The organism is Bacteroides caecigallinarum (assembly GCF_016902295.1).
Taxonomy (GTDB): Bacteria; Bacteroidota; Bacteroidia; order Bacteroidales; family Bacteroidaceae; genus Phocaeicola; species Phocaeicola caecigallinarum_A.
Genome location: NZ_JACJLQ010000002.1, coordinates 46,067 through 70,526, shown reverse-complemented (window position 1 = coordinate 70,526; position 24,460 = coordinate 46,067). Strand labels below are relative to the sequence as shown.

Annotated in this window: 19 protein-coding genes and 2 pseudogenes; 11 read left to right on the top strand and 10 right to left on the bottom strand. The window is 39.6% G+C overall.

Annotated features, from left to right (window positions below):
• Positions 1-73 precede the first annotated feature (73 nt).
• The 7 genes from lon to xylE all read left to right on the top strand — a co-directional run bounded on the left by lon (position 74) and on the right by xylE (position 10,532).
• Positions 74-2,545 (top strand): endopeptidase La, encoded by a 2,472-nt coding sequence (gene lon, locus H6A27_RS01200; RefSeq protein ID WP_204403023.1) that lies wholly within the window; start codon positions 74-76, stop codon positions 2,543-2,545.
• Between the two features lie 24 nt (positions 2,546-2,569).
• Positions 2,570-3,700 (top strand): tRNA guanosine(34) transglycosylase Tgt, encoded by a 1,131-nt coding sequence (gene tgt / locus H6A27_RS01195; protein ID WP_204507390.1) that lies wholly within the window; start codon positions 2,570-2,572, stop codon positions 3,698-3,700.
• A 33-nt stretch (positions 3,701-3,733) separates the two neighbouring features.
• Positions 3,734-4,864, top strand: coding sequence for an LptF/LptG family permease (locus H6A27_RS01190; RefSeq protein WP_204403019.1), 1,131 nt, complete (start codon positions 3,734-3,736; stop codon positions 4,862-4,864).
• Positions 4,865-5,328: 464 nt separating this feature from the next.
• Positions 5,329-6,066 carry an NUDIX hydrolase gene (locus H6A27_RS01185; RefSeq protein WP_204403017.1) on the top strand — a complete coding sequence of 246 codons (738 nt, stop codon included), beginning with the start codon at positions 5,329-5,331 and terminating at the stop codon, positions 6,064-6,066.
• A 17-nt stretch (positions 6,067-6,083) separates the two neighbouring features.
• On the top strand, positions 6,084-7,565 hold the full coding sequence (locus H6A27_RS01180) for a xylulokinase (RefSeq protein WP_204507389.1): 1,482 nt from the start codon (positions 6,084-6,086) through the stop codon (positions 7,563-7,565).
• 58 nt (positions 7,566-7,623) lie between these two features.
• A complete protein-coding gene (gene xylA, locus H6A27_RS01175) occupies positions 7,624-8,940 on the top strand; it encodes a xylose isomerase (RefSeq protein WP_204403014.1) in 1,317 nt (438 codons plus the stop codon).
• A gap of 110 nt (positions 8,941-9,050) precedes the next feature.
• Positions 9,051-10,532 carry a D-xylose transporter XylE gene (gene xylE / locus H6A27_RS01170; protein WP_204507388.1) on the top strand — a complete coding sequence of 494 codons (1,482 nt, stop codon included), beginning with the start codon at positions 9,051-9,053 and terminating at the stop codon, positions 10,530-10,532.
• 77 nt (positions 10,533-10,609) lie between these two features.
• On the opposite strand, the gene H6A27_RS01165 is transcribed toward xylE, so the two are convergent.
• Positions 10,610-11,401 carry a M48 family metallopeptidase gene (locus H6A27_RS01165; protein ID WP_204403010.1) on the bottom strand — a complete coding sequence of 264 codons (792 nt, stop codon included), beginning with the start codon at positions 11,399-11,401 and terminating at the stop codon, positions 10,610-10,612.
• 201 nt (positions 11,402-11,602) lie between these two features.
• Here H6A27_RS01165 and H6A27_RS01160 point away from each other — a divergent pair, with 201 nt between their 5' ends.
• From H6A27_RS01160 to H6A27_RS01150, 3 genes are read left to right on the top strand one after another with little or no spacing between them, the layout of a single operon-like run.
• Positions 11,603-13,105: a 4Fe-4S binding protein gene (locus tag H6A27_RS01160; RefSeq protein WP_204507387.1), complete on the top strand. Its 1,503-nt coding sequence runs from the start codon at positions 11,603-11,605 to the stop codon at positions 13,103-13,105.
• A gap of 23 nt (positions 13,106-13,128) precedes the next feature.
• On the top strand, positions 13,129-14,508 hold the full coding sequence (locus H6A27_RS01155; protein WP_204507386.1) for an aldo/keto reductase: 1,380 nt from the start codon (positions 13,129-13,131) through the stop codon (positions 14,506-14,508).
• 20 nt (positions 14,509-14,528) lie between these two features.
• Positions 14,529-14,942, top strand: coding sequence for a DUF1893 domain-containing protein (locus H6A27_RS01150; protein ID WP_204403084.1), 414 nt, complete (start codon positions 14,529-14,531; stop codon positions 14,940-14,942).
• Between the two features lie 3 nt (positions 14,943-14,945).
• Here the strand turns inward: H6A27_RS01150 and H6A27_RS01145 are convergent, their stop codons facing one another.
• Complete coding sequence (locus H6A27_RS01145) at positions 14,946-15,749, bottom strand: MBL fold metallo-hydrolase (protein ID WP_204403004.1); 804 nt, start codon at positions 15,747-15,749, stop codon at positions 14,946-14,948.
• A gap of 186 nt (positions 15,750-15,935) precedes the next feature.
• Between H6A27_RS01145 and H6A27_RS01140 the strand changes: the two genes are divergently transcribed.
• Positions 15,936-17,279, top strand: coding sequence for a cobyrinic acid a,c-diamide synthase CobB (locus tag H6A27_RS01140; RefSeq protein ID WP_204507385.1), 1,344 nt, complete (start codon positions 15,936-15,938; stop codon positions 17,277-17,279).
• Between the two features lie 61 nt (positions 17,280-17,340).
• Here the strand turns inward: H6A27_RS01140 and H6A27_RS01135 are convergent.
• The 8 genes and pseudogenes from H6A27_RS01135 to H6A27_RS01100 all read right to left on the bottom strand — a co-directional run.
• Positions 17,341-17,670 (bottom strand): annotated as a pseudogene (locus H6A27_RS01135) (LytTR family DNA-binding domain-containing protein); the annotation flags it as partial.
• Positions 17,670-20,724 (bottom strand): annotated as a pseudogene (locus tag H6A27_RS15805) (efflux RND transporter permease subunit); the annotation flags it as partial. The pseudogenes H6A27_RS15805 and H6A27_RS01135, both read right to left, overlap by 1 nt.
• 224 nt (positions 20,725-20,948) lie before the next feature.
• Complete coding sequence (locus H6A27_RS01125) at positions 20,949-21,926, bottom strand: SPFH domain-containing protein (protein ID WP_204507384.1); 978 nt, start codon at positions 21,924-21,926, stop codon at positions 20,949-20,951.
• A 40-nt stretch (positions 21,927-21,966) separates the two neighbouring features.
• Positions 21,967-22,401: an NfeD family protein gene (locus tag H6A27_RS01120; protein WP_204507383.1), complete on the bottom strand. Its 435-nt coding sequence runs from the start codon at positions 22,399-22,401 to the stop codon at positions 21,967-21,969.
• Between the two features lie 79 nt (positions 22,402-22,480).
• Positions 22,481-22,705 carry a DUF3791 domain-containing protein gene (locus H6A27_RS01115; protein ID WP_154042759.1) on the bottom strand — a complete coding sequence of 75 codons (225 nt, stop codon included), beginning with the start codon at positions 22,703-22,705 and terminating at the stop codon, positions 22,481-22,483.
• The gene (locus H6A27_RS01110) at positions 22,702-23,172 is read right to left on the bottom strand and encodes a DUF3990 domain-containing protein (RefSeq protein WP_204507382.1); all 471 of its coding nucleotides are present in this window, start codon (positions 23,170-23,172) and stop codon (positions 22,702-22,704) included. The genes H6A27_RS01115 and H6A27_RS01110 overlap by 4 nt, the downstream gene beginning before the upstream one ends.
• A gap of 2 nt (positions 23,173-23,174) precedes the next feature.
• Positions 23,175-23,387 (bottom strand): DUF3791 domain-containing protein, encoded by a 213-nt coding sequence (locus H6A27_RS01105; protein ID WP_154042757.1) that lies wholly within the window; start codon positions 23,385-23,387, stop codon positions 23,175-23,177.
• Between the two features lie 95 nt (positions 23,388-23,482).
• Complete coding sequence (locus H6A27_RS01100) at positions 23,483-24,457, bottom strand: PGN_0703 family putative restriction endonuclease (protein WP_204507381.1); 975 nt, start codon at positions 24,455-24,457, stop codon at positions 23,483-23,485.
• Positions 24,458-24,460 lie beyond the last annotated feature (3 nt).

Here is a 24,460-nt window from a genome sequence, read left to right as displayed (position 1 = left end):
AAATGTTTTATTATTATGTGTATATTCACTAACTTTGTAGCCGTTTGTATAAACAGATAATTCAATATAGAATATGCTGGAAGATAATAATGATAAGAGAAATAAGAGAGACGAAGTGGCAGTGATAGCAAAAATAGATATTGACCAGACTGCGATGCCGGTTGAGGAGTTGAATGGGGAAATGCCGATTTTGCCTTTGCGGAATATGATAATCTTCCCTGAAATTGTTATGCCTGTTGCTATAGGCAGAAGAAGCACTCTTGAGCTTGTGAAAACTGCATATAAGAAAAAAACTGCAATAATTTTGGCGACACAGAAAGATGCGGCTGTTGACAGTCCTGAATTGGATGATTTATATCCTCTTGGTGTTGTGGGCAGAATAGTACGTATTATAGAATTGCCCGGTGGAACGACAAATGCTTTGATACATACTGCCGGTCCTAAAGTTAGACTTGAGAGAATTATATCTAACGAGCCTTTCCTTTCAGGTACAGCTGAGCCTATTGCGGAAAATAATAAAGCTCCTAAAAACAATGAGTTCAAGGCCATAATGAGTACATGTTTTGATGTAATGAAGAAGTTGCATGAAAGCATGGACGAACTTGGTCCCGATTTCCTTATGGCTCTCCGTGATATGGAAGGCGATGCTGTAAGAATCAATTTCATTTGTTCTAATTTCCCGTTAGAGGTGAGCTCTAAATATGAATTGCTGAAACATGACAATATAAAGGACAGGGCAATTCATTTGATAGGATATTTAAACGAGCAGCTTGAAATAGCCAAACTGAAGCAAAATATCCAGATGCGTACTCGTGAAGAGTTGGACAAACAACAGCGTGAGTATTTTCTTCAGCAACAACTGAAAAATATACAGGATGAGCTTGGTAATGGCACTGAAAATGAAATAGACAATCTTCGTGCTCAGGGTAAGAAGAAACTATGGTCGAAGGAAGTTGCGGATATTTTTGAAAAGGAAGTGACTAAACTTGAACGTATAAATCCGCAATCGCCTGACTATAATGTACAATATACATATCTGCAGAACCTGCTCTCGTTGCCTTGGAATGTTTTTACCACACAGGCTTTCAATCTGAAAACTGCTGAGAAAACGCTTGACCACGACCATTATGGATTGGAAAAGGTGAAGGAGCGTATATTGGAACATCTGGCTGTATTGAAGCTTAAAGGTGATATGAAATCTCCTATACTTTGTCTTTATGGCCCTCCTGGAGTAGGTAAAACATCTTTAGGACGCTCTATTGCGTCGGCCCTTAAACGTAAGTATGTAAGAATGTCACTGGGAGGGGTGCATGATGAGGCTGAAATCCGAGGACATAGAAAAACATATATAGGCGCTATGCCCGGACGAATTATAAAGAGTCTGATTAAGGCGGGCAGCTCAAACCCTGTGATAATCCTTGACGAGATAGACAAACTGGGAACAAGCAATCAGGGAGACCCTGCTTCGGCTATGCTTGAAGTGCTTGATCCTGAACAGAACGGAACATTCCATGACAATTATATAGATATAGACTATGATTTGTCAAATGTGATGTTTATAGCTACGGCAAACAATCTGGGAGGTATTCCTGCTCCATTGTTGGACCGTATGGAAATGATTGAGGTGAGCGGGTATATTACTGAAGAAAAAATTGAGATAGCTAAAAGACATCTTATACCGAAAGCTTTGGAAGCCAACGGTCTAACAAAAGATAATATCAAGCTGTCAAAAGCCGCTATAGAATTTATTGTGGAAAATTATACTCGTGAAAGTGGTGTGCGCGAGTTGGAAAAGAAAATCAACAAGGTGATGAGGCGTACAGCCTATAATATTGCTTTGGGCAAAGAGACCACAGCAAAAGAATTGAAGCCTGAAGATATACCTTCATGCCTGGGTCCTGTAGAATATTCAAGAGATAAGTATCAGGGCAATGAATATGCGGGTGTGGTAACGGGTCTTGCCTGGACTGCTGTTGGCGGTGAAATTCTGTTTGTGGAGACAAGTCTTAGTCGGGGAAAAGGTAGTCGGTTGACTCTTACCGGAAACCTGGGAGATGTGATGAAGGAATCGGCTATGCTTGCTTTGGAATATCTTAAAGCGCACAATGATATACTTGATATACCTGAAGAAGTTTTTGAAAACTGGAATATCCATATCCACGTTCCGGAAGGGGCTATTCCTAAGGACGGTCCGTCTGCCGGAATAACTATGGTTACCTCATTGGCTTCTGCTTTGACAAGAAGAAAAGTTAAAAACCGCCTTGCTATGACAGGTGAGATTACTTTGAGAGGTAAGGTTTTGCCAGTGGGAGGTATTAAGGAAAAGATTCTTGCTGCAAAGCGTGCAGGTATCCAGGAAATTATTTTGTGTGAGGAAAACAAGAAGGATATAGACAATATCCCCGAAATATATCTCAAGGGGCTTAAGTTCCATTACGTGAGTGATATAAGAGAGGTGTTGGACATCGCTTTGACTGACGAAATAGTTACAAATGCTCCAAAGCTGACTATTCCTGAAACGAAGAAAGAGAATGATGATAAATAATTACTGCCTATATAACTAAGTTACATGAAATTTGAATTGCAATATACAGATCCGAAAACTAATGCCAGAGCTGGTCTTATTACTACGGACCATGGTCAGATAGAAACACCTATATTTATGCCGGTTGGTACATTAGGGACAGTTAAGGGAGTGCATCTTACTGAACTTAAGGAAGATATCAAGGCTCAGATAATATTGGGTAATACATATCATCTTTATCTTAGACCGGGGCTTGATGTGATAGAAGGGGCCGGAGGATTGCATAAGTTCAATGGCTTTGACCGTCCTATGCTTACTGATAGTGGTGGTTTTCAGGTCTTTTCTCTTTCCAGCATTAGAAAAATGCGTGAGGAGGGAGTGGAATTCCGTTCTCACATTGATGGATCAAAGCATTTGTTTACTCCGGAGAGGGTAATGGATATTGAACGTACAATAGGAGCTGATATAATGATGGCGTTTGATGAATGTGCTCCAGGTACGTCCGACTATAACTATGCTAAGAATTCTATGGAACTTACTCATAGATGGCTCGACAGATGTATTGCCAGATTTAATGAAACTGAACCTAAGTATGGCTATAGCCAGTCATTATTCCCTATAGTTCAAGGGTGTGTATATCCCGACCTGAGAAAGCGCTCGGCAGAATATATTGCTTCAAAAGGAGCTGATGGTAATGCTATCGGCGGTCTTGCTGTTGGTGAACCGACAGAAAAGATGTATGAGATGATAGAAGTGGTGAATGAAATTCTTCCTGCGGATAAACCAAGATATCTTATGGGGGTAGGAACTCCTGTAAATATACTTGAAGGCATAGAACGTGGAGTAGATATGTTTGACTGTGTTATGCCTACTCGAAACGGTCGTAATGGTATGCTGTTCACCAAGAACGGTATAATGAATATGCGTAACAAAAAATGGGAAAAGGATTATTCGCCAATTGAGGCAGACGGCGCTTCGTATGTAGATACTCTATATAGCCGTGCATATCTTCGTCATTTGTTCCATGCCGACGAATTACTCGCATTGCAGATTGCGTCAATACATAATCTTGCCTTCTATCTATGGCTTGTAAAGGAAGCAAGGGCGCATATTATAGCAGGTGACTTTTCTACATGGAAACCGGTCATGGTTGAACGTCTGTCTGCACGTTTGTGATTTTTGGGAGTGTGAATATATTATAGATAATACATGAAAGAGAAACTTATTAGATTTAAAGAAAAATATCTGAAACGTTTTTGGCTGAGACGTATTGACAGGTATATAATGAAGAAGTTTTTGGGCACGTTTTTCTTTGCCCTGGCTCTTATCCTGTCAATATCAGTGGTTTTTGATATTAATGAGAACATAGATAGTTTTATCAATAATAAGGCTCCGGTAAAGGAAGTTATTTTTGATTACTACATGAATTTTGTTCCATATTATGCAAATCTTTTCAGTCCTCTGTTCATCTTTATATCTGTGATATTTTTCACAAGTAAGCTGGCTGAGAATTCGGAGATAATTGCCATGTTCTCTACTGGTATGAGTTTTAAAAGATTGCTTGTGCCATATTTCCTCTCGGCTACAATTATAGCAATTGGAAGTTATATATTAAGTTCGCAATATATTCCTAAGGGCAGTATTACCAGAATTGATTTCGAGGCGAAATATAAGAACAAGAAAAAGGTAAACTATGCCAGAAACATACAGCTTGTAGTCGATACAGGGACGATTGCTTATATGGAAAGATATGAAAACTATAACCTTACCGGATATAGGTTCTCGCTTGATAAGTTCGAAGATAACAAACTTGTTTCCCATCTAACGGCCAGACGTGCAACTTACGATACTACAAGATTGCACAAATGGGTGATAAGGGATTATATGATAAGGGAAATGAAGGGAATGAAGGAGGTTATCACAAAAGGTGAAAAGCTTGACACAATAATAAAGATGGAACCTCAGGATTTCCTGATTACGAGAAACCAATATGAGACTCTTACAAGTTCAGAACTGAAGACTTATATTGACAATCAGAAACGACGTGGATTCGCAAATATCAAAGAATTCGAAGTGGAGTATTATAAAAGAATTGCGACTCCGTTCGCGGCTTTCATACTCACTCTTATCGGGGCTTCATTGTCGTCGAAGAAAGTTAAGGGAGGTATGGGGCTTAATCTTGGAGTCGGTCTTGGATTAAGTGCTTCATATATACTTTTCCAGACTATATCTTCAACCTTTGCGATTAGTGGTAATGTGCCTCCGGTATTGGCGGTATGGATTCCTAATATTTTGTTTTTGTTTATTGCGATATATCTATATATAAAGGCTCCTAAGTAAGCATTTGTACTTGGATTTTGAATGAGAAACGCCTTGCAGCCGATATGGGTTGTAAGGCGTTTTTTTGCTATAAATCATACATTGTTTTGCTCTTTTGTTTTTTTAACATTCTAAGTAAAATGCTTGTATTATGATACGATATGACGGATAACACTGTATAACATGTTGCAAAATTTTATTTTATAGAATGACAATAACTCTTTCATGAAATATGTGCCGGAAAATATTGTAACGTGTTGTAACATAAAACATTTGTATGTCAGTGCCTATATAATTGATTATGTATAAAGTTACATGAAAGTACATATTGTAGGTATTACAAAAAGGCTGTATGGTGATATTGTAATATCTATGATATGTATTTATCTGAATGCTAATTATATATGAGACACTAAAATTTTCTCTTTTAATATTTGCATAATTAAAAATAATGCTTTTTATTTGCACTTGGAAACGATAAACAAATGAATAATATGGAACACAAAATACCTTTGGCTAACAATCATATTTCTGTCGACTGCGTAGTGATAGGTTTCGATGGCGAGAAACTGAAAGTCCTTCTGGTCAGACGCATTGGAGAGGATAGCGGAGGTGAAGTCTTTCATGATATGAAATTGCCGGGTAGCCTTATATATGTGGACGAGGATTTGGATGGTGCGGCAATGCGTGTTCTCAATCAGCTTACAGGCCTGAAAAATGTTAATCTTATGCAGTTTAAGGTGTTCAGCTCAAAAGATAGGACAAAGAATCCGAAGGATGTCCGTTGGCTGGAAAGAGCTGAGAAGGCCAAAGTGGAACGAATTGTTACTATTGCTTATTTGTCGCTCGTCAAGATTGACAGGGCGTTGAACAATAAGAATCTTAACAACTTCCAGGCAGAATGGGTTCCGCTGGATGAGGTGAAAGATCTGGCTTTTGACCATAACCTGATTATTGATGAGGCTATGAAGTTTATTCGTCAGTATGTTGAATTCAATCCTTCATGTTTGTTTGATCTCTTGCCAAGAAAATTTACTGCTTTGCAGCTGCGGATGCTGTATGAAGTATTGTACGGCAAGCAGATTGATGTAAGAAACTTTCATAAGAAGATAACGATGATGGAATATGTGATACCAATGGATGAATATCAGCAAGGCGTATCTCATAGAGCTGCAAGATTTTATAAATTTGATAAGAAAATATACAATAAAACAAGAAGATAATCTAAAACTATAATAACATGTATTTATTAGGATATGATATTGGTAGTTCGTCTGTAAAGGCGAGTTTGGTAAATGCCGTTACAGGCAAGTGTGTAGCTTCTGCTTTTTACCCAAAGACTGAAGCGGCTATTATTGCTGTTAAGCAAGGTTGGGCTGAACAGGAACCTTCTAATTGGTGGGAAAACCTTAAACTTTCAACAAAGGCCATAATGGCAGAATCTGGAGTAAAAGCTGAAGACATTAAGGCTATTGGTATTTCTTATCAGATGCACGGACTTGTCTGTGTAGATAAAGACCAGAATGTTCTCCGTCCTGCTATTATTTGGTGCGATTCAAGAGCCGTACCTTACGGACAAAAAGCTTTTGAAACAATTGGTGAAGAAAAATGTTTGTCTCATTTGCTTAATTCTCCGGGAAACTTTACAGCTTCCAAACTTGCGTGGATTAAGGAAAATGAACCTGAAATCTTTGAAAAGATATACAAGATAATGCTTCCTGGCGATTATATCGCTATGAAATTGACAGGTGAGATTTGTACTACTGTCTCGGGATTGTCAGAAGGCATGTTTTGGGATTTCAAGAATAATTGTGTGGCAGATTTCTTGATGAATTATTATGGCTTTGATAAATATATAATTGCTGATATCAAACCGACATTCTCAGAACAGGGTAGGGTTACTGAAGCCGCAGCACAGGAATTAGGCTTGAAAGCAGGTATTCCTGTAACATATCGCGCAGGCGACCAGCCTAATAATGCATTGTCATTGAATGTGTTCAACCCTGGCGAAATTGCATCAACCGCAGGTACTTCGGGCGTTGTATATGGTGTTAATGGTAACGTAAATTATGACCCTAAATCAAGAGTAAATACATTTGCACACGTCAATCATACTGAAGAGCAGACACGTCTTGGAGTATTGTTGTGTATAAATGGTACAGGTATCTTGAACTCATGGATTAAGCGTACAGTTGTTCCGGAAGGAGTTTCGTATGCCGAAATGAATGACTTGGCTGCTCAGGCGCCTATCGGTTCAGGTGGGGTAAGCATATTGCCTTTTGGTAATGGAGCTGAACGTATGCTTCAGAATAGAGAAGTAGGTTGCTCTATCAACGGCGTAAACTTTAATTTGCATAATCGTAATCATATTATCCGTGCAGCACAGGAAGGAATTGTATTCTCATTCAAGTATGGTATTGATATAATGAAAGGTATGGGAATGGATGTACATAAAATCCATGCTGGACATGCAAATATGTTCTTAAGCCCGATATTCCGCGAGACATTGGCCGGTGTTACAGGCGCTACAATCGAACTTTATGATACTGACGGTTCTGTAGGTGCTGCCAAAGGCGCAGGTATGGGAGCAGGTATATATAAAGATAATAACGAAGCATTTGCTACTTTGGATAAACTTGAAGTTATTGAACCAAAAGTGAAAGATGCCGCTGCTTATGCTGACGCTTACGGACGTTGGGTAGAATATTTGGAAAAACTATAATAATATAATAATAAATTTATTGTCAACTTTAATATTAACTTTTTAAATTTTGAATATTATGGCAACAAAAGAGTACTTTCCAGAAATTGGAAAAATCAAATTTGAAGGTGTAAATAGCAAGAATCCTATGGCTTTCCGTTATTATGATGCTGAAAAAGTTATCATGGGAAAGAAAATGAAAGATTGGTTGAAATTCTCTTTGGCATGGTGGCACACACTTTGCGCTGAAGGTGGCGACCAGTTTGGTGGTGGTACAAAAACATTCCCTTGGAAAGGAAATCCAGATAAAGTTCAGGCTGCTAAAGATAAAGCTGACGCAGGTTTTGAAATCATGCAGAAATTAGGTATCGAATACTACTGCTTCCATGATGTTGACCTTTGCGATGAAGCTGAAACTATCGAAGAATATGAAGCTAACTTGAAAGAAGTTGTAGCTTACCTGAAACAGAAACAGGCTGAAACTGGCGTTAAACTGTTGTGGGGTACTGCAAACGTATTCGGACACGCACGTTATATGAACGGTGCTGCTACAAACCCTGATTTCGACGTAGTTGCTCGTGCTGCTGTTCAGATTAAGAATGCTATCGATGCTACTATCGAACTTGGTGGTACTAACTATGTATTCTGGGGCGGACGTGAAGGTTACATGTCACTTCTTAACACAGACCAGAAACGTGAAAAAGACCACTTGGCTCAGATGTTGACTCTTGCTCGTGACTATGCACGTTCAAAAGGCTTTACTGGTACATTCCTTATCGAACCAAAACCAATGGAACCATCTAAGCACCAGTATGATGTTGACACTGAAACAGTTATCGGTTTCTTGAAAGCTCACAACCTTGACAAGGACTTCAAAGTAAATATCGAAGTAAACCACGCTACTCTTGCCGGTCACACATTCGAACACGAACTTGCAGTAGCTGTTGACAACGGTATGTTGGGATCTATCGATGCTAACCGCGGTGACTATCAGAACGGATGGGATACAGACCAGTTCCCAATCGACAACTACGAATTAATCCAGGCTATGATGCAGATTATCCGTGGTGGTGGTCTTGGAAACGGTGGTACAAACTTCGATGCTAAGACTCGTCGTAACTCAACTGACCTTGAAGATATCTTCATTGCTCACATCGCTGGTATGGATGCTATGGCTCGCGCTCTTGAAAATGCGGCTCGTTTGCTCGAAGAATCTCCATACAAGAAGATGCTTGCTGACCGTTACTCTTCATTCGACAGCGGTAAGGGTAAAGAATTCGAAGAAGGTAAACTTACTCTTGAAGATGTTGTCGCTTATGCTAAGGCTAACGGCGAACCAAAACAGACAAGTGGTAAGCAAGAACTTTACGAGGCTATTGTAAATATGTATTGCTAATATCTGATTGATTATCAGATTATAGTCGGCGTACAGCTGTCGGCGGTATAAAACCACTGACAGCAGTGTGCCGACTTATTCGTTTTCCCAAAATTTTAAATCTTGTTATTATGAATGATACAGACAAAGGTAGTAAGGCCTATCTCTTTTCCATAGTCTTAGTTGCTGTACTTGGAGGTTTGTTGTTTGGATATGACACAGCTGTTATATCAGGTGCCGAGAAAGGACTTCAGGCATTCTTCATGGGTGCAAGTGATTTTGTTTATACAGATGCATGGCATGGCATTACTTCTTCAAGCGCACTTATTGGTTGTATAATTGGTAGTGCCATATCAGGTTTCTTTGCGTCAAGGTTAGGACGTAAAAAATCGCTGTTTATGGCAGGTATTATGTTCTTCCTTTCCGCTTTAGGTTCATATTGGCCTGAGTTCCTTTTTTTCGATTACGGAAAACCTTCATATTCATTATTAATTGCTTTCAATTTTTATCGTGTATTAGGAGGTGTTGGTGTCGGTTTGGCATCTGCTATCTGTCCTATGTATATTGCAGAGATAGCACCAAGTAATATTCGTGGAACATTGGTTTCATGGAACCAGTTTGCCATCATATTTGGTCAGTTGGTAGTATATTTTGTTAATTTCCTGATACTTGGTGACAATATAAATCCTGTGATTAAGGCTGTAGAAGGAGTCAATCAGATTATTAATCCCGGAGAAGCTGCTTGGGCAATAGAAACAGGATGGAGGTTAATGTTTGTCAGCGAAGCTGTTCCTGCAGGACTTTTCACGTTATTGGTTCTTTTGGTTCCTGAGACTCCACGTTATCTTGCCATGGTAGGTAAGGATGAAAAAGCATTGTTTGTGCTTAGCAGAATTAATGGTATGAGCCAGGCTAAGATAATACTTAATGAAATTAAGGCAACAGCCGAAGAAAAGACTGAGAAATTGTTCACTTACGGTTGGACTGTGATTTTTGTAGGTATAATGCTAAGTGTGTTCCAGCAGGCTGTTGGTATTAACGCTGTGTTGTATTTTGCTCCTCGTATATTCGAGAGCATGGGTATGGGTAATCCTATGGTTCAGACAGTATTTATGGGAGTAGTAAACATTCTGTTTACTTTGCTTGCTATATTTACAGTTGAACGAGTAGGAAGAAAGCCTCTTTTGATTTGTGGATCTATCGGTATGGCAATTGGTGCATTGGGAGTTGCTTTGAGTAATGCGGTTGCTGGATTGCCGGCCGTCGTTCCTGTAGTGAGTATAATGATATATAGTGCTTCATTTATGTTCAGCTGGGGACCTATTTGCTGGGTACTCATTGCTGAAATCTTCCCTAATACCATTCGTGGTGGAGCTGTAGCGATAGCTGTAGCTTTCCAATGGATATTCAACTTTATCGTTTCTTCAACATTCTTGCCTATGTATAACATGAGTGCTGGTGATATGGGCGAAAAGTTTGGTCACATGTTCGTATATGGACTTTATGCGGTAATATGTGTTTTGGCAGCCCTGTTTGTTTGGAAAATGGTTCCTGAAACTAAGGGTAAAACACTTGAAGATATGACAAACCTTTGGAAGAAGAATAAGAAGTAAAGAATTATATTTGAATGATAAAGCCCGATAATCGGAATGATTGTCGGGCTTTATTTCTGTTATTGGCTTCTCATTTGTTATTTAATATATTTCTTTAGCTCGGGTAATACTTTTTTAATTTCATTAATTCTATGTTCATCGCTGGGGTGAGTACTCATAAATTCGGGAACACCGCCACCTGACTGTGCCGACATCTTCTGCCAGAAATTTACTGATACTTCAGGGTTGTATCCTGCCATCGTCATTAAAATCAGCCCCATATAATCTGCTTCAAGTTCGTGGGTTCTTGAGAATGGAAGCATCACACCATATTGTGCTCCTAATCCGTAAACAGTACCTGCTACGTTTTTTACTATGGCATTTTTTTCTGATAGCGCCGCCGACAGAATTTGCGAACCATATTGCGCAGCAATTTGTTGGCTCATTCTTTCGTTGCTGTGTTTTGCCACAGCATGAGCCACTTCATGTCCAATGACTACTGCCAGTTCGTCGTCTGAAGTTACCAGATTCATTAGGCCCTCGTAAACCACTATTTTTCCTCCAGGCATGCAGAAAGCATTAACCTGACTGTCATTTATAAGATTGAATTCCCACGCGAAATTTTTGATTTCATCACTCATCCCTGCCTGTCTCAAATATTCTTCTGTAGCTGAAGCTATATTCTGACCTACACGTTTCACCATTGCTGTTTGTGAGGTGGAAGTTGATTTTTTTGCAGTTTTGATATAATCATTGTATTGAGTGAGGCTTGATGAAAGGACTTCAGTATCCGAAACAAGTAATAATTGTTTTCTACCGGTCAATGGAACAGAACCGCATCCAAGAAGTGTTAATAATGAAGCATATAATAATACATCTCTTTTTCTCATAAAATTGTATTTAGATGTTTGACAATAGCAAATATGGCAAAAAAAACGTATTATTCAAAATGTTCACATTTACTATGAGTTATCTATAATCAGTCTAATTAAGGAAGCGTTAGACATATAGGCGGAAAAATCTTTATGATAATTACTATTTTTTCTATTTTTGTAGTGATTTGTATTGAATTGAAATGATTTTTTGATATTATGTTGAGGAGAATTAGACAGATTTTGGCATTAGTGTTTTTTGTTTGTATTACACTATTGTTTCTTGACTTTACCGGGACGGTACATGCCTGGTTAGGATGGATGGCAAAGATTCAGTTTATGCCGGCATTGTTTGCTGTTAATACAGCGGTTTTGGTATTTTTATTTCTGCTGACATTTATTTTCGGACGTGTATATTGTTCTGTTATTTGTCCGTTAGGAGTTATGCAGGATGTAATATCACGAATAAGCGGAATGCGTAAAAAGAAGAAAAACAGATTTACATATTCTACTGCATATTTCTATCTGAGAAATATTGTTCTTGTGATATTTGTTGCGGCATTTTTTCTTGGAATAGGTTCTGTTGTGGCATTGCTCTCGCCATATAGCTCATACGGAAGAATCGCATCCAATTTGTTGGCGCCTGTATGGCAGTTTGGAAATAATATTTTGGCTTATTTTGCCGAGCGTGCGGACAGCTATGCTTTTTATTCTACAGAGGTATGGATAAAAAGTTTACCCACTTTCATAATAGCTTTAGTTACTTTTGTTGTAATCTTCATTCTGGCATGGCGTAACGGACGTACATATTGTAATACTATTTGTCCGGTTGGAACGATTCTTGGATATATCTCGAAATTCTCATTATTTAAAGTTGAAATTGACAGTGAAAAATGTAAGAACTGTCGTTTATGTTCAATGCAGTGTAAGGCATCGTGTATAGATATTAAAAATCATAGCATAGACTACACACGTTGTGTCTCTTGTATGAATTGTCTTGATTCTTGCAAGCATGATGCTATCCATTATGTCCCAAACTTTGGTAAAAAGAAAAAAGATAATGAACAGAAAGAGGCAAAGTCTGTCGAGACAGACAATTCAAGAAGAACTTTCCTTACTACTGCCGCTTTAATTACTGCGGGAAGCGCTTTGAAAGCCCAGGAAATGAAAGTTGATGGAGGATTGGCAAAAATAATAGACAAGAAAGTTCCACATAGAAATACTCCTATACTTCCTCCAGGGGCTTTGAGTAAGAACAGTTTTGCAAAAAAATGTACGGGATGTCAGTTGTGTGTATCTGTATGTCCAAATCAGGTGTTACGTCCTTCAACTGACTTGATGAGATTTATGCAGCCTGAAATGTCGTACGAGAAAGGGTATTGCCGTCCGGAATGTGGTAAATGTGCCGAAGTTTGTCCTACGGACGCTATTCACTTGGTCTCTTTGGCTGAAAAATCTTCTACACAGATAGGACATGCTGTATTTATTGTTGAAAACTGTGTGGCTGTGAAGGATGGAGTTGAATGCGGAAATTGTGCGCGTCATTGTCCGGCCGGTGCCATTAAGATGATAAGAAGGAGTGAAGGTGATAAATCATCTCCACAGATACCTTCAGTAAACGTAGAAAGATGTATTGGATGTGGCGCCTGCGAAAATCTTTGTCCTGCACGTCCGTTCAGTGCTATTTATGTTGAGGGTCACGAACGTCATAGAATGATTTGATAATATTAGAATTAAATTGCCTTATGGAGGATAATAAGAATATAAATCGAAGGGATTTCATCAAAATAGTAGGAATAAGTACTGCTGCCGTCAGTGGATTGTTCTATGGATGTGGAAGCGGTAAGTCGGAGAGTGAGTCTTCATCCGATCCTACATCGCCTGTACCAACAGATAAAATGACATATCGTACATCAGAGCGTGGTGATAAAGTTTCGTTGTTGGGATATGGATGTATGCGTTGGCCGACATTGCCTTCGCCTGCGGGAGATGGAAATGTGATAGACCAGGATGCCGTAAACGAATTGATAGATTATGCTATGGCTCATGGTGTGAATTATTATGATACATCACCTGTATATGTCCAGGGATGGTCGGAAAGATCAACCGGTATAGCTCTTAAAAGACATCCAAGGGATAAATTCTATGTAGCTACCAAGTTGTCGAATTTCTCTAATTACACTCGAGAGAACTCGATAAAGATGTATAAAAGATCTTTTGAAGAATTGCAGGTGGATTATATCGACTATTACCTCCTTCATTCTATAGGAAATGGTGGAATAAACACTTTCAGGGCAAGATACATTGATAATGGTATGATTGATTATCTTATGGAAGAGAGGAAAGCCGGAAGGATTCGTAACCTTGGATTCTCATTTCATGGAACAAAAGATGTTTTCGATGAAGTTCTTGCCATGCATGATAAAGTTCATTGGGATTTTGTGCAGATTCAGTTGAATTATGTCGATTGGCGTCATGCTACAGGAAACAATGTAAATGCCGAATATCTTTATTCAGAACTTGAAAAGCGCAATATTCAGGCTATAATAATGGAACCGTTGCTTGGTGGTCGTTTGTCGAACGTCCCACAGCATATCGTTGACAGATTCAAGCAGAACCGTCCGTCGGAAAGTGTTGCTTCATGGGCATTCCGTTTTGCGGGAACATGGGATAAGGTTCTTACTGTACTTAGCGGCATGACTTATATGGAACACTTGCAAGACAATATACGTACGTATTCACCTCTTGTTCCGCTGACAGACGATGATAAAGTATTCCTTGAAGAGACAGCGCAGCTTATCAGAAAATATCCTACAGTGCCTTGTAATGACTGTAAATATTGTATGCCATGTCCTTACGGTATAGATATACCTGCCATTCTGGTTCACTATAACAAGTGTGTGAACGAAGGAAATGTTCCTAAATCAAGTAAAGACGAGAATTACGATAAGGCGCGTAGAGCATATCTTGTAGGTTATGACAGGAGTGTGCCAAAATTGAGACAGGCAAGTCATTGTATTGGATGTAAACAATGTGTCGAGCATTGTCCGCAAAATATCAATATACCTCATGAATTACACCGTATCGACCGTTTTGTAGAGTCATTAAAACAGAATAAGTTATGACGTTTGCATGGAATGGCGATATGAAGTCGCTTGTTGATGAATTACAGAGTGGAAGATGGTCATGTGTCGTTGGAAATGGCTCAGAAATGAGAACATTCACCCGTAGGGGAGTGGCAGACTTATATAATATTCTGACTACAGAACCTGAGCTGCTTGAACATTCCTTTATAGCAGACAAGGTCGTTGGGAAGGGTGCTGCCGCATTGATGATTTTAGGAAAAGTATCAAGACTTCATACACATATAATAAGTACTCCGGCATTGGCTTTATTGCGCGATGCCGGAGTAGCTACTGATTTCGATCAGGAGGTAGGTTATATTATAAACCGTCAGGGAACAGGACGTTGTCCTGTGGAAACGTTATGCGACGGACTCTCAGAGCCGGCAGAGATGTTACCTCTGATAGCCGATTTTCTGTCTAAAGTCCGTTCCTGATGTTTATAGCTCAAATATTCCGGTAGGAGAAGTCCTTCTCAGTGGAACCACTTCCAAATCTCTTCCAATGATAATATCCTGTGTCTTAAGAGAGGTCTCGACGGTCTTTAAAGCAAGTTCAGGATGATTGTTATCCTTGCTTAAATGGCATAGCCATAAATATTTAAGTTTTGGTGGAAAGTTGTTGGATATGAATTCTGCAAGTTCTTTGTTGCAGAGATGTCCGTTTCCGCTTGCTATTCTTTCCTTCAGGTGTGTAGGATAAGGTCCTGTGTCAAGCATACCTTTATCATAGTTCGCTTCCATTACGAGATAATCAGAAATACTTACATACTCGGCAACGATAGGTGTTATTCGACCTATATCGGTGATAAATGTAAAGATTTTGTCACAGATTTTTATGCTGTAACCTACATTGTCTGTTGCATCATGAGGAACTTCAAAACATGTAATTTCCAGTTCGTCCAGTTTGACGGTTTCTCCTTTGCTGATAAATCTTTTCATATTATCCGCCAGTTTTTCTGTCATGCAGTAGCTTCTTTTCATACCCTCGTGAACTTCGGCAGTTGCATAGACTGGAATGTTATGCTTTCCTGCCAGATGTCCGACAGCCTTTATATGATCGGCATGGTCGTGGGTAACAAATACAGCTTTAATATCATCCAGACTTAAGCTGTGGTCTTTGAAAATCTTTTTTACAGAACGTATTCCCAAGCCTCCGTCAATCAAGATAGAAGTGTTGCCATTGCTCAGATAATAGCAGTTTCCGCTGCTTCCGCTGGCAAGGCTTAAAAACTTTATATTCATATTGTTATTCCGTATTTTGGGTTTCTCAACTTTTTCATACCGAAAAAAGTTGTGCGAATTTACTAAAAAATGACCAAAAAATCTACTCTGAAACACATTTTGTAAGCATACACATTGTATGATGATATTAAGAATAAATATTTTTTGTACTTTTGTGTCTGCATTTTTTAAGATAACAAAATCAGTATGAAACCACAATTTCTCATAGGAGGTGCGACATCGGGAAGCGGAAAGACTATTTTCGCTTTAGGGCTTCTTCGCGCATTGAGAAATAGGGGATTTAAGGTTCAACCATTCAAGTGTGGTCCGGGATTTATGGACCCGCTCTTACATACTATTTCTTCCGGTACTGATTCCGTAAACTTGGACTCATGGTTTGCCGGACGTACACACTTACAGTATGTTTACAATAAATATGGCGAGAAGGCGGACGTATGTATGATAGAAGGTAATTCTGCCTTATTCGATGGCTACAGGAGAATGCAGGGCAGCAGCGCCGAGATGTCACAGTTGGTTTCTGTGCCGGTAATATTGGTTGTTAATGCACGTTCGGCCGCTTATTCTGTGGCTCCGATGCTTTATGGTTACAGACATTTCCGTCCTAAGGTAAAAGTGATAGGAGTGGTCTTTACACAGGTGTCTTCGCCGACACACTTCTCATATCTTAAAGATGCATGCAACGACGCCGGTTTGAGTTGTCTTGGCTATATTCCTTTTGATGATAATCTGAAATTGCCGCAACGCCATACGGCCATAACGCTATCAGTCCGTTCTGAAATAGAGGAGGTTGCTGAAAAAGCCTCGGCTTATGTAGAGCAGAATGTAGATATTGAACGTATTATGAAAATGGGTATGCGTATTTTCCCATGCGAATATACACTTCCGTACACTTCGGATGTGGAGGAAACAGATACAAACATTATTAATTCAGACAAAAAGATTAAGATAGCTGTAGCAAAGGATAGTGCGTTCAATTTTATGTATAAGGAGAATCTGGACAAATTATCGTCTGTTGGGAATATTGCTTTTTTCAGCCCTCTGTTTGCTAAAGAATTGCCTGAAGCCGATTTGATATATTTCCCGGGAGGATTTCCGGAATTATTTGCACGTCAGTTATATCGTAGGAAGGAATTTCTTCATCATCTTAATGAGTTTGCCAATAGTGGCGGAAAGATTCTGGCTGAGGGTGGTGCTGTAGCTTTGTTGGCTCAGACTATCACAGTGAGAGATGGCGGTACTCCATACGAGATGAGCGGCATTTTGCCTATACATTGTTTTATGAATAAAGGGGGAGTGGTATCTGGTTATAGACTCCTGTCGGACAAATCCGCCAGACTTAAAGGATATGAGTCACGATATTTGTCTGTCGATAATGATGGAGTTAAAGATAATTCAGGTATTTCCACTATTATTATTGAAAATACAAGAGGAGTTGATACAGGCACACCTCTGTATAGGTATAAGAATGTTGTTGCCGGTTTTACACATCTCTATTGGGGAGATTCCGATATCCTGAGTCTGTGGAACTGATATATCAGGCAACAGCCTTTTTCTGTATGGAAATGTTTTCGATACAGGTCTTGTAATACGTTTAGAACCATTCTTTAAATTCGGAAGCCTTGGCTTTGCTTATGATTATTTTGTCTTTCAAATCCATAGGAATGTTCAGATTTATTACCAGTCGTCCGTTAAACCACAGACTGATATCCTTTATGGCTTTTCTTGAAATAAGGAACTGGCGGTTTGCCCTGAAGAATAGTTTGGGATTGAGCATCTCTGCAAGTTCGTCCAAAGATAGTGTAAAGGGATATTGCTTGCCATCCGTATTTACAGCTTTTACCTGTCCATCGGATATATAGAAAAATAGTATCGAATCGGTGGATAATGGTATGAACTTGTCACCCTTTTCAGGAATGAGGAAAAGAACTTGCTTCTTTCTATCTGCAGCAGTTTTTTTTGCTCATCCACTTTTCCCAAGAAATAGTTCAGATGGTCTGAAGATGGCAATATGTCTGTACTGAAGCTTGGAAATACTGAAAGAGAATTGTCCGATGGTAATATCTGTCTGTCGGAATAACATACCCATGTCAGTCTTTTACCTGCCAGTGAAAGTTCTTCCTGCCAGTGAAGCAGCATAGTACGCATATTTGCAGCCATTGCAGAAATCATATTTTTCTCCGTCAGGTCTATGTCGCCCTGCGAATAGCGTAATTCGCCGCTTTGCTTAAGTTTTCCTGCAAGCTGGTCCTGCTCTTTGTATAGGTTATAGATACTGTTTGCGAATTGATAGTATGTCCATGCTCGTTTCACTTCGGCAATAATCTCTTTTTTTACCATGTTGCGGTAGTATTCACCTGTACTTACCTGCGATTTTACAAGAGCATTCTTATAAAACGGAGTGATGAATGAGCCTAACGACTGTTCTATGCTCATCTCATTGTCTTTGTTATATTCGCCGTTCAACTGTCCCCATGCATAGCTGAATGAAGTGCTTCCACCGTCCCAGATTTCTCCCTTTGACGCTCTCGCTTTTTCAATTTCAACAGTCGCGACTTTCAGCCGTGGATGATTCTGGAGAGCGATTTCTATTGCTTCTTCCATGCTCACCTTAGCTGGTACGGTGCTTTGCGCGTTTGCGCTTATGGCAAGCGACAATAGTATAGCTGTCATTCCAAAGGCTTTTCCTGCACCTTTTATCTTTTTTAAACTGTTTTTTCTCATAAAAGAGTATGAAATATTATTTACAAGTTTATAGAACACAGGAATGATAATCAGTGTCAGAACAGTAGATACAATCAGTCCGCCTATAACCACTGTAGCCAATGGTCTTTGTACTTCCGCACCGGCTGACGTAGCTATTGCCATAGGCACAAATCACAATGAAGCCACAAGTCCGATAAGGAATACAGGTCTTAGCAGATGCGGACATCCGTGTCTGATTATACTTCCCGTACACATAGTGTATTCGTTTTTCTTTCTTAAATCATTGAAATGGTTAATCATGAGAATACCGTTTAATACTGCCACCCCGAACAGGGCAATGAACCCCACTCCGGCTGATATACTGAACGGCAATCCTCTTAGCCATAACGCTACGATACCACCGATAAGTGACAATGGTACGGTAGAGAATACCACGAGCGAATAAATTACGCTTCTGAATGCGAAGAACAGCAATAGCAGGATGAGCATCAACGCTATAGGTATCACAACAGTAAGAGTGTTGATGGCATTCTGAAGATTTTCGAACTGCCCTCCGTATTCAAAGTAATATCCCGGTTTGAGCTTTATGTTCTTGTCCAGTGACTCCTGAATCTTTGATACCACGCTATAAGAGCCACAAACGATGTAGCTATAGTGCCCCAGATGTGTTTCAGACAAAAGTCCAATGCTTTTTTGTAATAATAGGCGAGACGTGAGAAAAACTTGTCTGCAAGAGTTGGTTTCACAGAAACGGTTCTTTTCAGGAACAGCGATGCCATCATAGGTACGTATGTCAGTGACAATAGTAATGCTCCTATGATACAGAACACCAATGTCTTTGCCATAGGGGTGAAGTACTTTCCTTCTATTCCTGTAAGAGTGAGGATAGGGAAAAACACTATCAGGATGATAAGTACGGCAAAGGTGGCACTTCTCACCATATTGCCCGCACCTTTCTCGACCTCTTCATCCATTTCTTCGCGGGTGAATGTCCTGCCCATCATTCCTTTGCTGTAGATATGTGCAAGGATTCCTTCAAGTATCACTATCGAACCATCCACCACAATTCCGAAGTCTATGGCCCCAAGACTCATAAGATTGGCCGACACACCGAATATCCTCATCATGATGAATCCGAAAAGCATGGCAAGCGGTATGACTGATGCCACGATAAGTCCAGCCCTGACATTCCCGAGGAATATAATCAGTACAAGGAATACTATTATGGCGCCTTCTATAAGATTCTTTATTACTGTGGATATATTTCTGTTTACAAGCTCAGAACGGTTCAGGTAAGGCTCTACGCTTACACCTTCGGGAAGCGTCTTCTGGACCTTCTCCATGCGTTTCTCAAGTTCCCCTGTCACGACATTGGCGTTTGCGCCTTTAAGCATCATCGCTATGCCGCCCACACATTCTCCCTCACCATCCTTTGTCATGGCTCCGAAACGTTTTGGAGCGCCAAATCTCACTTTACCTATATCTGCTACGTGTACAGGAATACCGCCACGGTTCGTTATAACTATATGTTCTATATCCTTCACGTCCTTAATCATACCTTCCGAACGGATATAGTATGCACGGTTCACCTTTTCTATATAGCTGCCTCCGGTATTCTGGTTGTTCTTGCTGAGTGCCGAGAACACTTCGCCTATAGTGATATTCAGTGAATACAGAGCGTCAGGGTCAACAGCCACCTCGTATTGTTTCAGATAACCGCCAAAACTGTTTATCTCCACTATTCCGGGTATTCCTGAGAGCTGTCTTTTCACTATCCAGTCCTGGATGGTCCGCAGCTCCATGGCATCATATTTGTCCTCGTACCCGGGAGCTACTTTAAGTACATACTGGTATATTTCTCCCAATCCGGTAGTGATAGGCATCATTTCCGGCGTGCCCAATTCTGGCGGGATTTCACCTGCCACTGTTTGTATCTGTTCGTTAATCAACTGTCTGGCATCGAGGGTAGGTACATCTTCCTTGAATACTACGGTTACAAGCGACAGTCCGAATCTTGACACAGACCTGATTTCTTCTACATTCATGATGTTGCTCATGGCGATTTCTATCGGGAATGTGATGAGCTGTTCCACTTCCTGTGGCGCAAGGGTAGGCGATACAGTTACTATCTGCACCTGATTGTTAGTTATGTCCGGCACGGCATCTATTGGCAGTGTAAACATGGAGTATATACCCCCTGCCAACAGCATTATTGTAGCCAGTGCCACAAACAGTTTTTTTTGATTGAAAAATGAACGATTTTCTTAAACATAGTTTTTGCGTGATTATGTTATTTCTGATAATAACGCAAAAATATGTATTATGTCAATGTTCCGGTGTCGCTATCTTATGAGGCTGATAAAAACGGAGGTGAAACGGCTGTTTGTGGAGGTGAAATTTTATTCTGTTTCCACTGAAAAAAAACGTGCCCGCATTCGAAATCAAATGCGGGCACGTTTAAAGTCAAACATGGGCACGTTTAAATTAAGCGTGGGTTTATCCTTTAAGTATTTCTTTTATGCCTCCCAAAGAGCCTAATAGGGAGGTCGCTTCGTATGGGATATAAACGGTCTTGTTATCCTTTCCGCTTGTCATTTCTTTAAGCGTTTCGATATATTTCAGTGCAATCTGATAAGATGCCGGGTCTGAACTGGAACCTTTAATTGCTTCAGCCAGTTTCTCAATGGCTTCCGCCTCTGCTTTTGCCTGAAGGATTTTAGCTTCTGCTTCACCCTGTGCCATAAGGATTTGCGATTCTTTCTGAGCCTTTGCCTGGTTTATCTGTGCTTCTTTTTCACCTTCGGAATAAAGAATCTTCGATGTCTTGTCTCCTTCAGCCTTCAGAATTTTTGCACGGCGTTCGCGCTCTGCCTGCATCTGCTGTTCCATGGCACGACGTACACTCTCGGGAGGAGTAATGTCCTGCAGTTCCACACGGTTTACTTTAACTCCCCATTTGTTTGTTGCCTCGTCAAGAACCTCACGAAGACGGGAGTTGATTGTATCACGCGATGTCAAGGTTTCGTCCAGCTCCAGTTCACCGATAATGTTACGTAGAGTTGTCTGCGTAAGTTTCTCTATTGCGTTAGGCAGGTTTTCTATCTCATATACAGACTTGAACGGGTCTGTAATCTGGAAATACAGCAATGCGTTGATGCTGGTGGTAACATTATCTTTGGTAATCACGCTCTGTTCCGGAAAATCGTAAACCTGTTCACGAAGGTCTATCACGTCCGACATCCTTATCAGTGTCTGTGTAGCTCCGTTCATTCTGGTTACCACATACCTTGTATAAACCTTTCTCGGTCTGTCGAGAATAGGCCATATAATGTTTATTCCGGAAGACAACGTGCTGTGGTATCTTCCTAATCTTTCAATAACCTTTGTTTCCCCCTGGCGTATGATTTTAAGCCCTTGTACTGCGAAAACTATCACAACAAGTGCCACAAGCCCTACAATAATCAAAGCTCCCATAATGAATGTGTGTTTTAGATGTTTATAATATGGATATTAATCATGCTTTTCTAACAGTGAGGATAATGCTGTCCACTTTAAGAACGACAACTTTCTCACCTTTCATTATATTGTTTCCGTCTTCCGACACGGCCTTCCATCTGTCCCCGTCAATGGCTATGCGTCCGCTGTTTGTTTCCGGTACGATATCTTCCTCTACAATGGCGGTTCGTCCGATAAGAGCTTCCACTCCGCTTTTCGGCGAATCTTTCTTCCTTGAAAGAAATTTAAGCATGAACGGGCGCACATAGATAAATGATATTAAGGTGAAAACAGCGAATACCGTAATCTGCCAGACCAAAGAATCGGTGAAACAAGATGCCACCGCTGCGCCAACGGCTCCAATAGCTAAACATAATGCAGCAAAACCTACGGTGATTATTTCTATTATTACCAGTGCCAGTGCTATGGCAAGCCATATTTGCCAGATTTCCATAAAATAAGTGTTTTTTAAAGATTTATGTTGTCAAGATATTAAAAGTTTTCGGGTTTTCAAAGGAGAATATGAGATATTCTTAATTATGATTTTGAGCGATATAATCATTCCAGATTTCTGTAGCAAGATATTTGTCACTTCTGCAATGTAGGTCAGCAATACCCTCGTCTATAAGGTCTGCTATTTCAGAACTATAATATATATCTGTAGCTTCTTCAATTGTTATATGATACATCTCACTCAAGCTTGATATTATGTTTGAGCATTTTACTCCTTTATATATCTGTTTTGAAACTCCTGTCATAATTTAATACTTTCAATATAAGTTAAACATTCATCTATCATTTGTTGTGACCGAATACATAATTGGATATTTGGCTTTTCGTATTTCAATAAACCTAACGCTTGCTCTTTGGATAATTCACCTGCGAAATATCTGTCTAATGTTAAAATAACACGATCGTTGGCAATACCTCCAATAATCATATCATAAAGTTCTACAGGTTTTCCTATACGACAATTTGCAACGTAATCCAACCATTCGCTGTTATATGAATCAAAACGAAGTAATTTCCATTTATCAATATTATAACTTAATTCATAAATATTGAGCCAAGCAGGTTTACCTCTACGCAGGAAACGTTGTGCGTATTTTTCAGCCTGCTCACGTATTGTTGTAATGTAAAATCCCTGTCCGAAATCAAGATACTCCCTTGAATGTATCGTGTCCGGATTTTCTACTATAACACTTGAAGCATGATATACTTTCATAATTATAGAACTCCTTTCTCTTTCATATAATCTGTCAGGTCTTCCATCAGATAACGCGAACCAAATGTATGCAGTACATCGTATGAGGGGACAATGTATCCATACAGTATCCCTGATTCTTTAAGCCGTTTATAAACTTCTCTCTGTGATAGATGAAGATGTACAGCCAATGAGCTGATGCAAAATGTTACAAAATCCAAAACTTCTTTATCCATAATCATTTGAGATTTTAATAGTTCGCATGAATTATAACAAAATTACAAATTACTTGGTTATTATAAATAATTGAGTAATGTTTTTTTATTCATTCTTAGATAAAAGGATATCTTGTATTCAGATAGTCTACCCATTGCTTGTTCTTTTCATTCATCTCAAAGTGCTTACATATAAGAAGGATGAGTTTTTCGATGGTAATATAGCCGAATGTTGCTTTTCCATATTCCGACAGTAATTTTTCATACTCAGGAAGTACTTTCTTGAAATGGGTATTTCCGTTGGGATAAAGTGTGATACTATGGAATTTAGTGATTCGTCCGTTCATAACCATTGCAGCACCTAATAAATGATTCCTCCATATCTGCCTGTAGTCATCTTTGCAAAGCAATGTTTCACTCAGGCGGCGGTTGTTTATCTCATTTGTGTATAACCCACATTGGCGTGTCTTGATGGCGTATAAGGAATCTTCCTCTTCCATAACCCTCTTCCTTTCTAATTTCCCAAAAGGATATCCTTCTTCAGTATATTTTACTTCAATACCTACACCACACTCTTTCCCATTATAAATATATTCAATATATGTATCGAATGAGGTATTGTCGTCAAGTGCTTCCTCTTTTTTCGGAGCCCACTCAATACGAATATCTGTTACTTTGTCTATCTCGTCTGTTTTCAGAATATCTTTTAATAGAGCGGCTGTGGCTTGCAGGTCAGATTTCATTGGATAAAATACATTCCATGGGATATGTTCACTCCTAAGCATATTGCCCATAAGTCCCTCATGGAGAGCTGTATTCAATTTCCCGTATCGCTCCTTTATGCCATTAAGTATATCGTTTCGATAAACCTCACAGAAATTATATCCTAATGAAGCGAATGGCTCCATGAGGAAAGCCCCATACTTACCGAACTTGTGTTTGGGATTGTATGGAATTCCTAACACCATCTGACGAAAAAGTGACTGCTTTTTCCTTGCATGTGCTTTGAATGCTGGCTCTCCGACCCCTGGTGGAGTTTCTTGATATGCGGCTTTCTGCTTTAATAATATAAGCTTTTCTAAATCATTCATAAA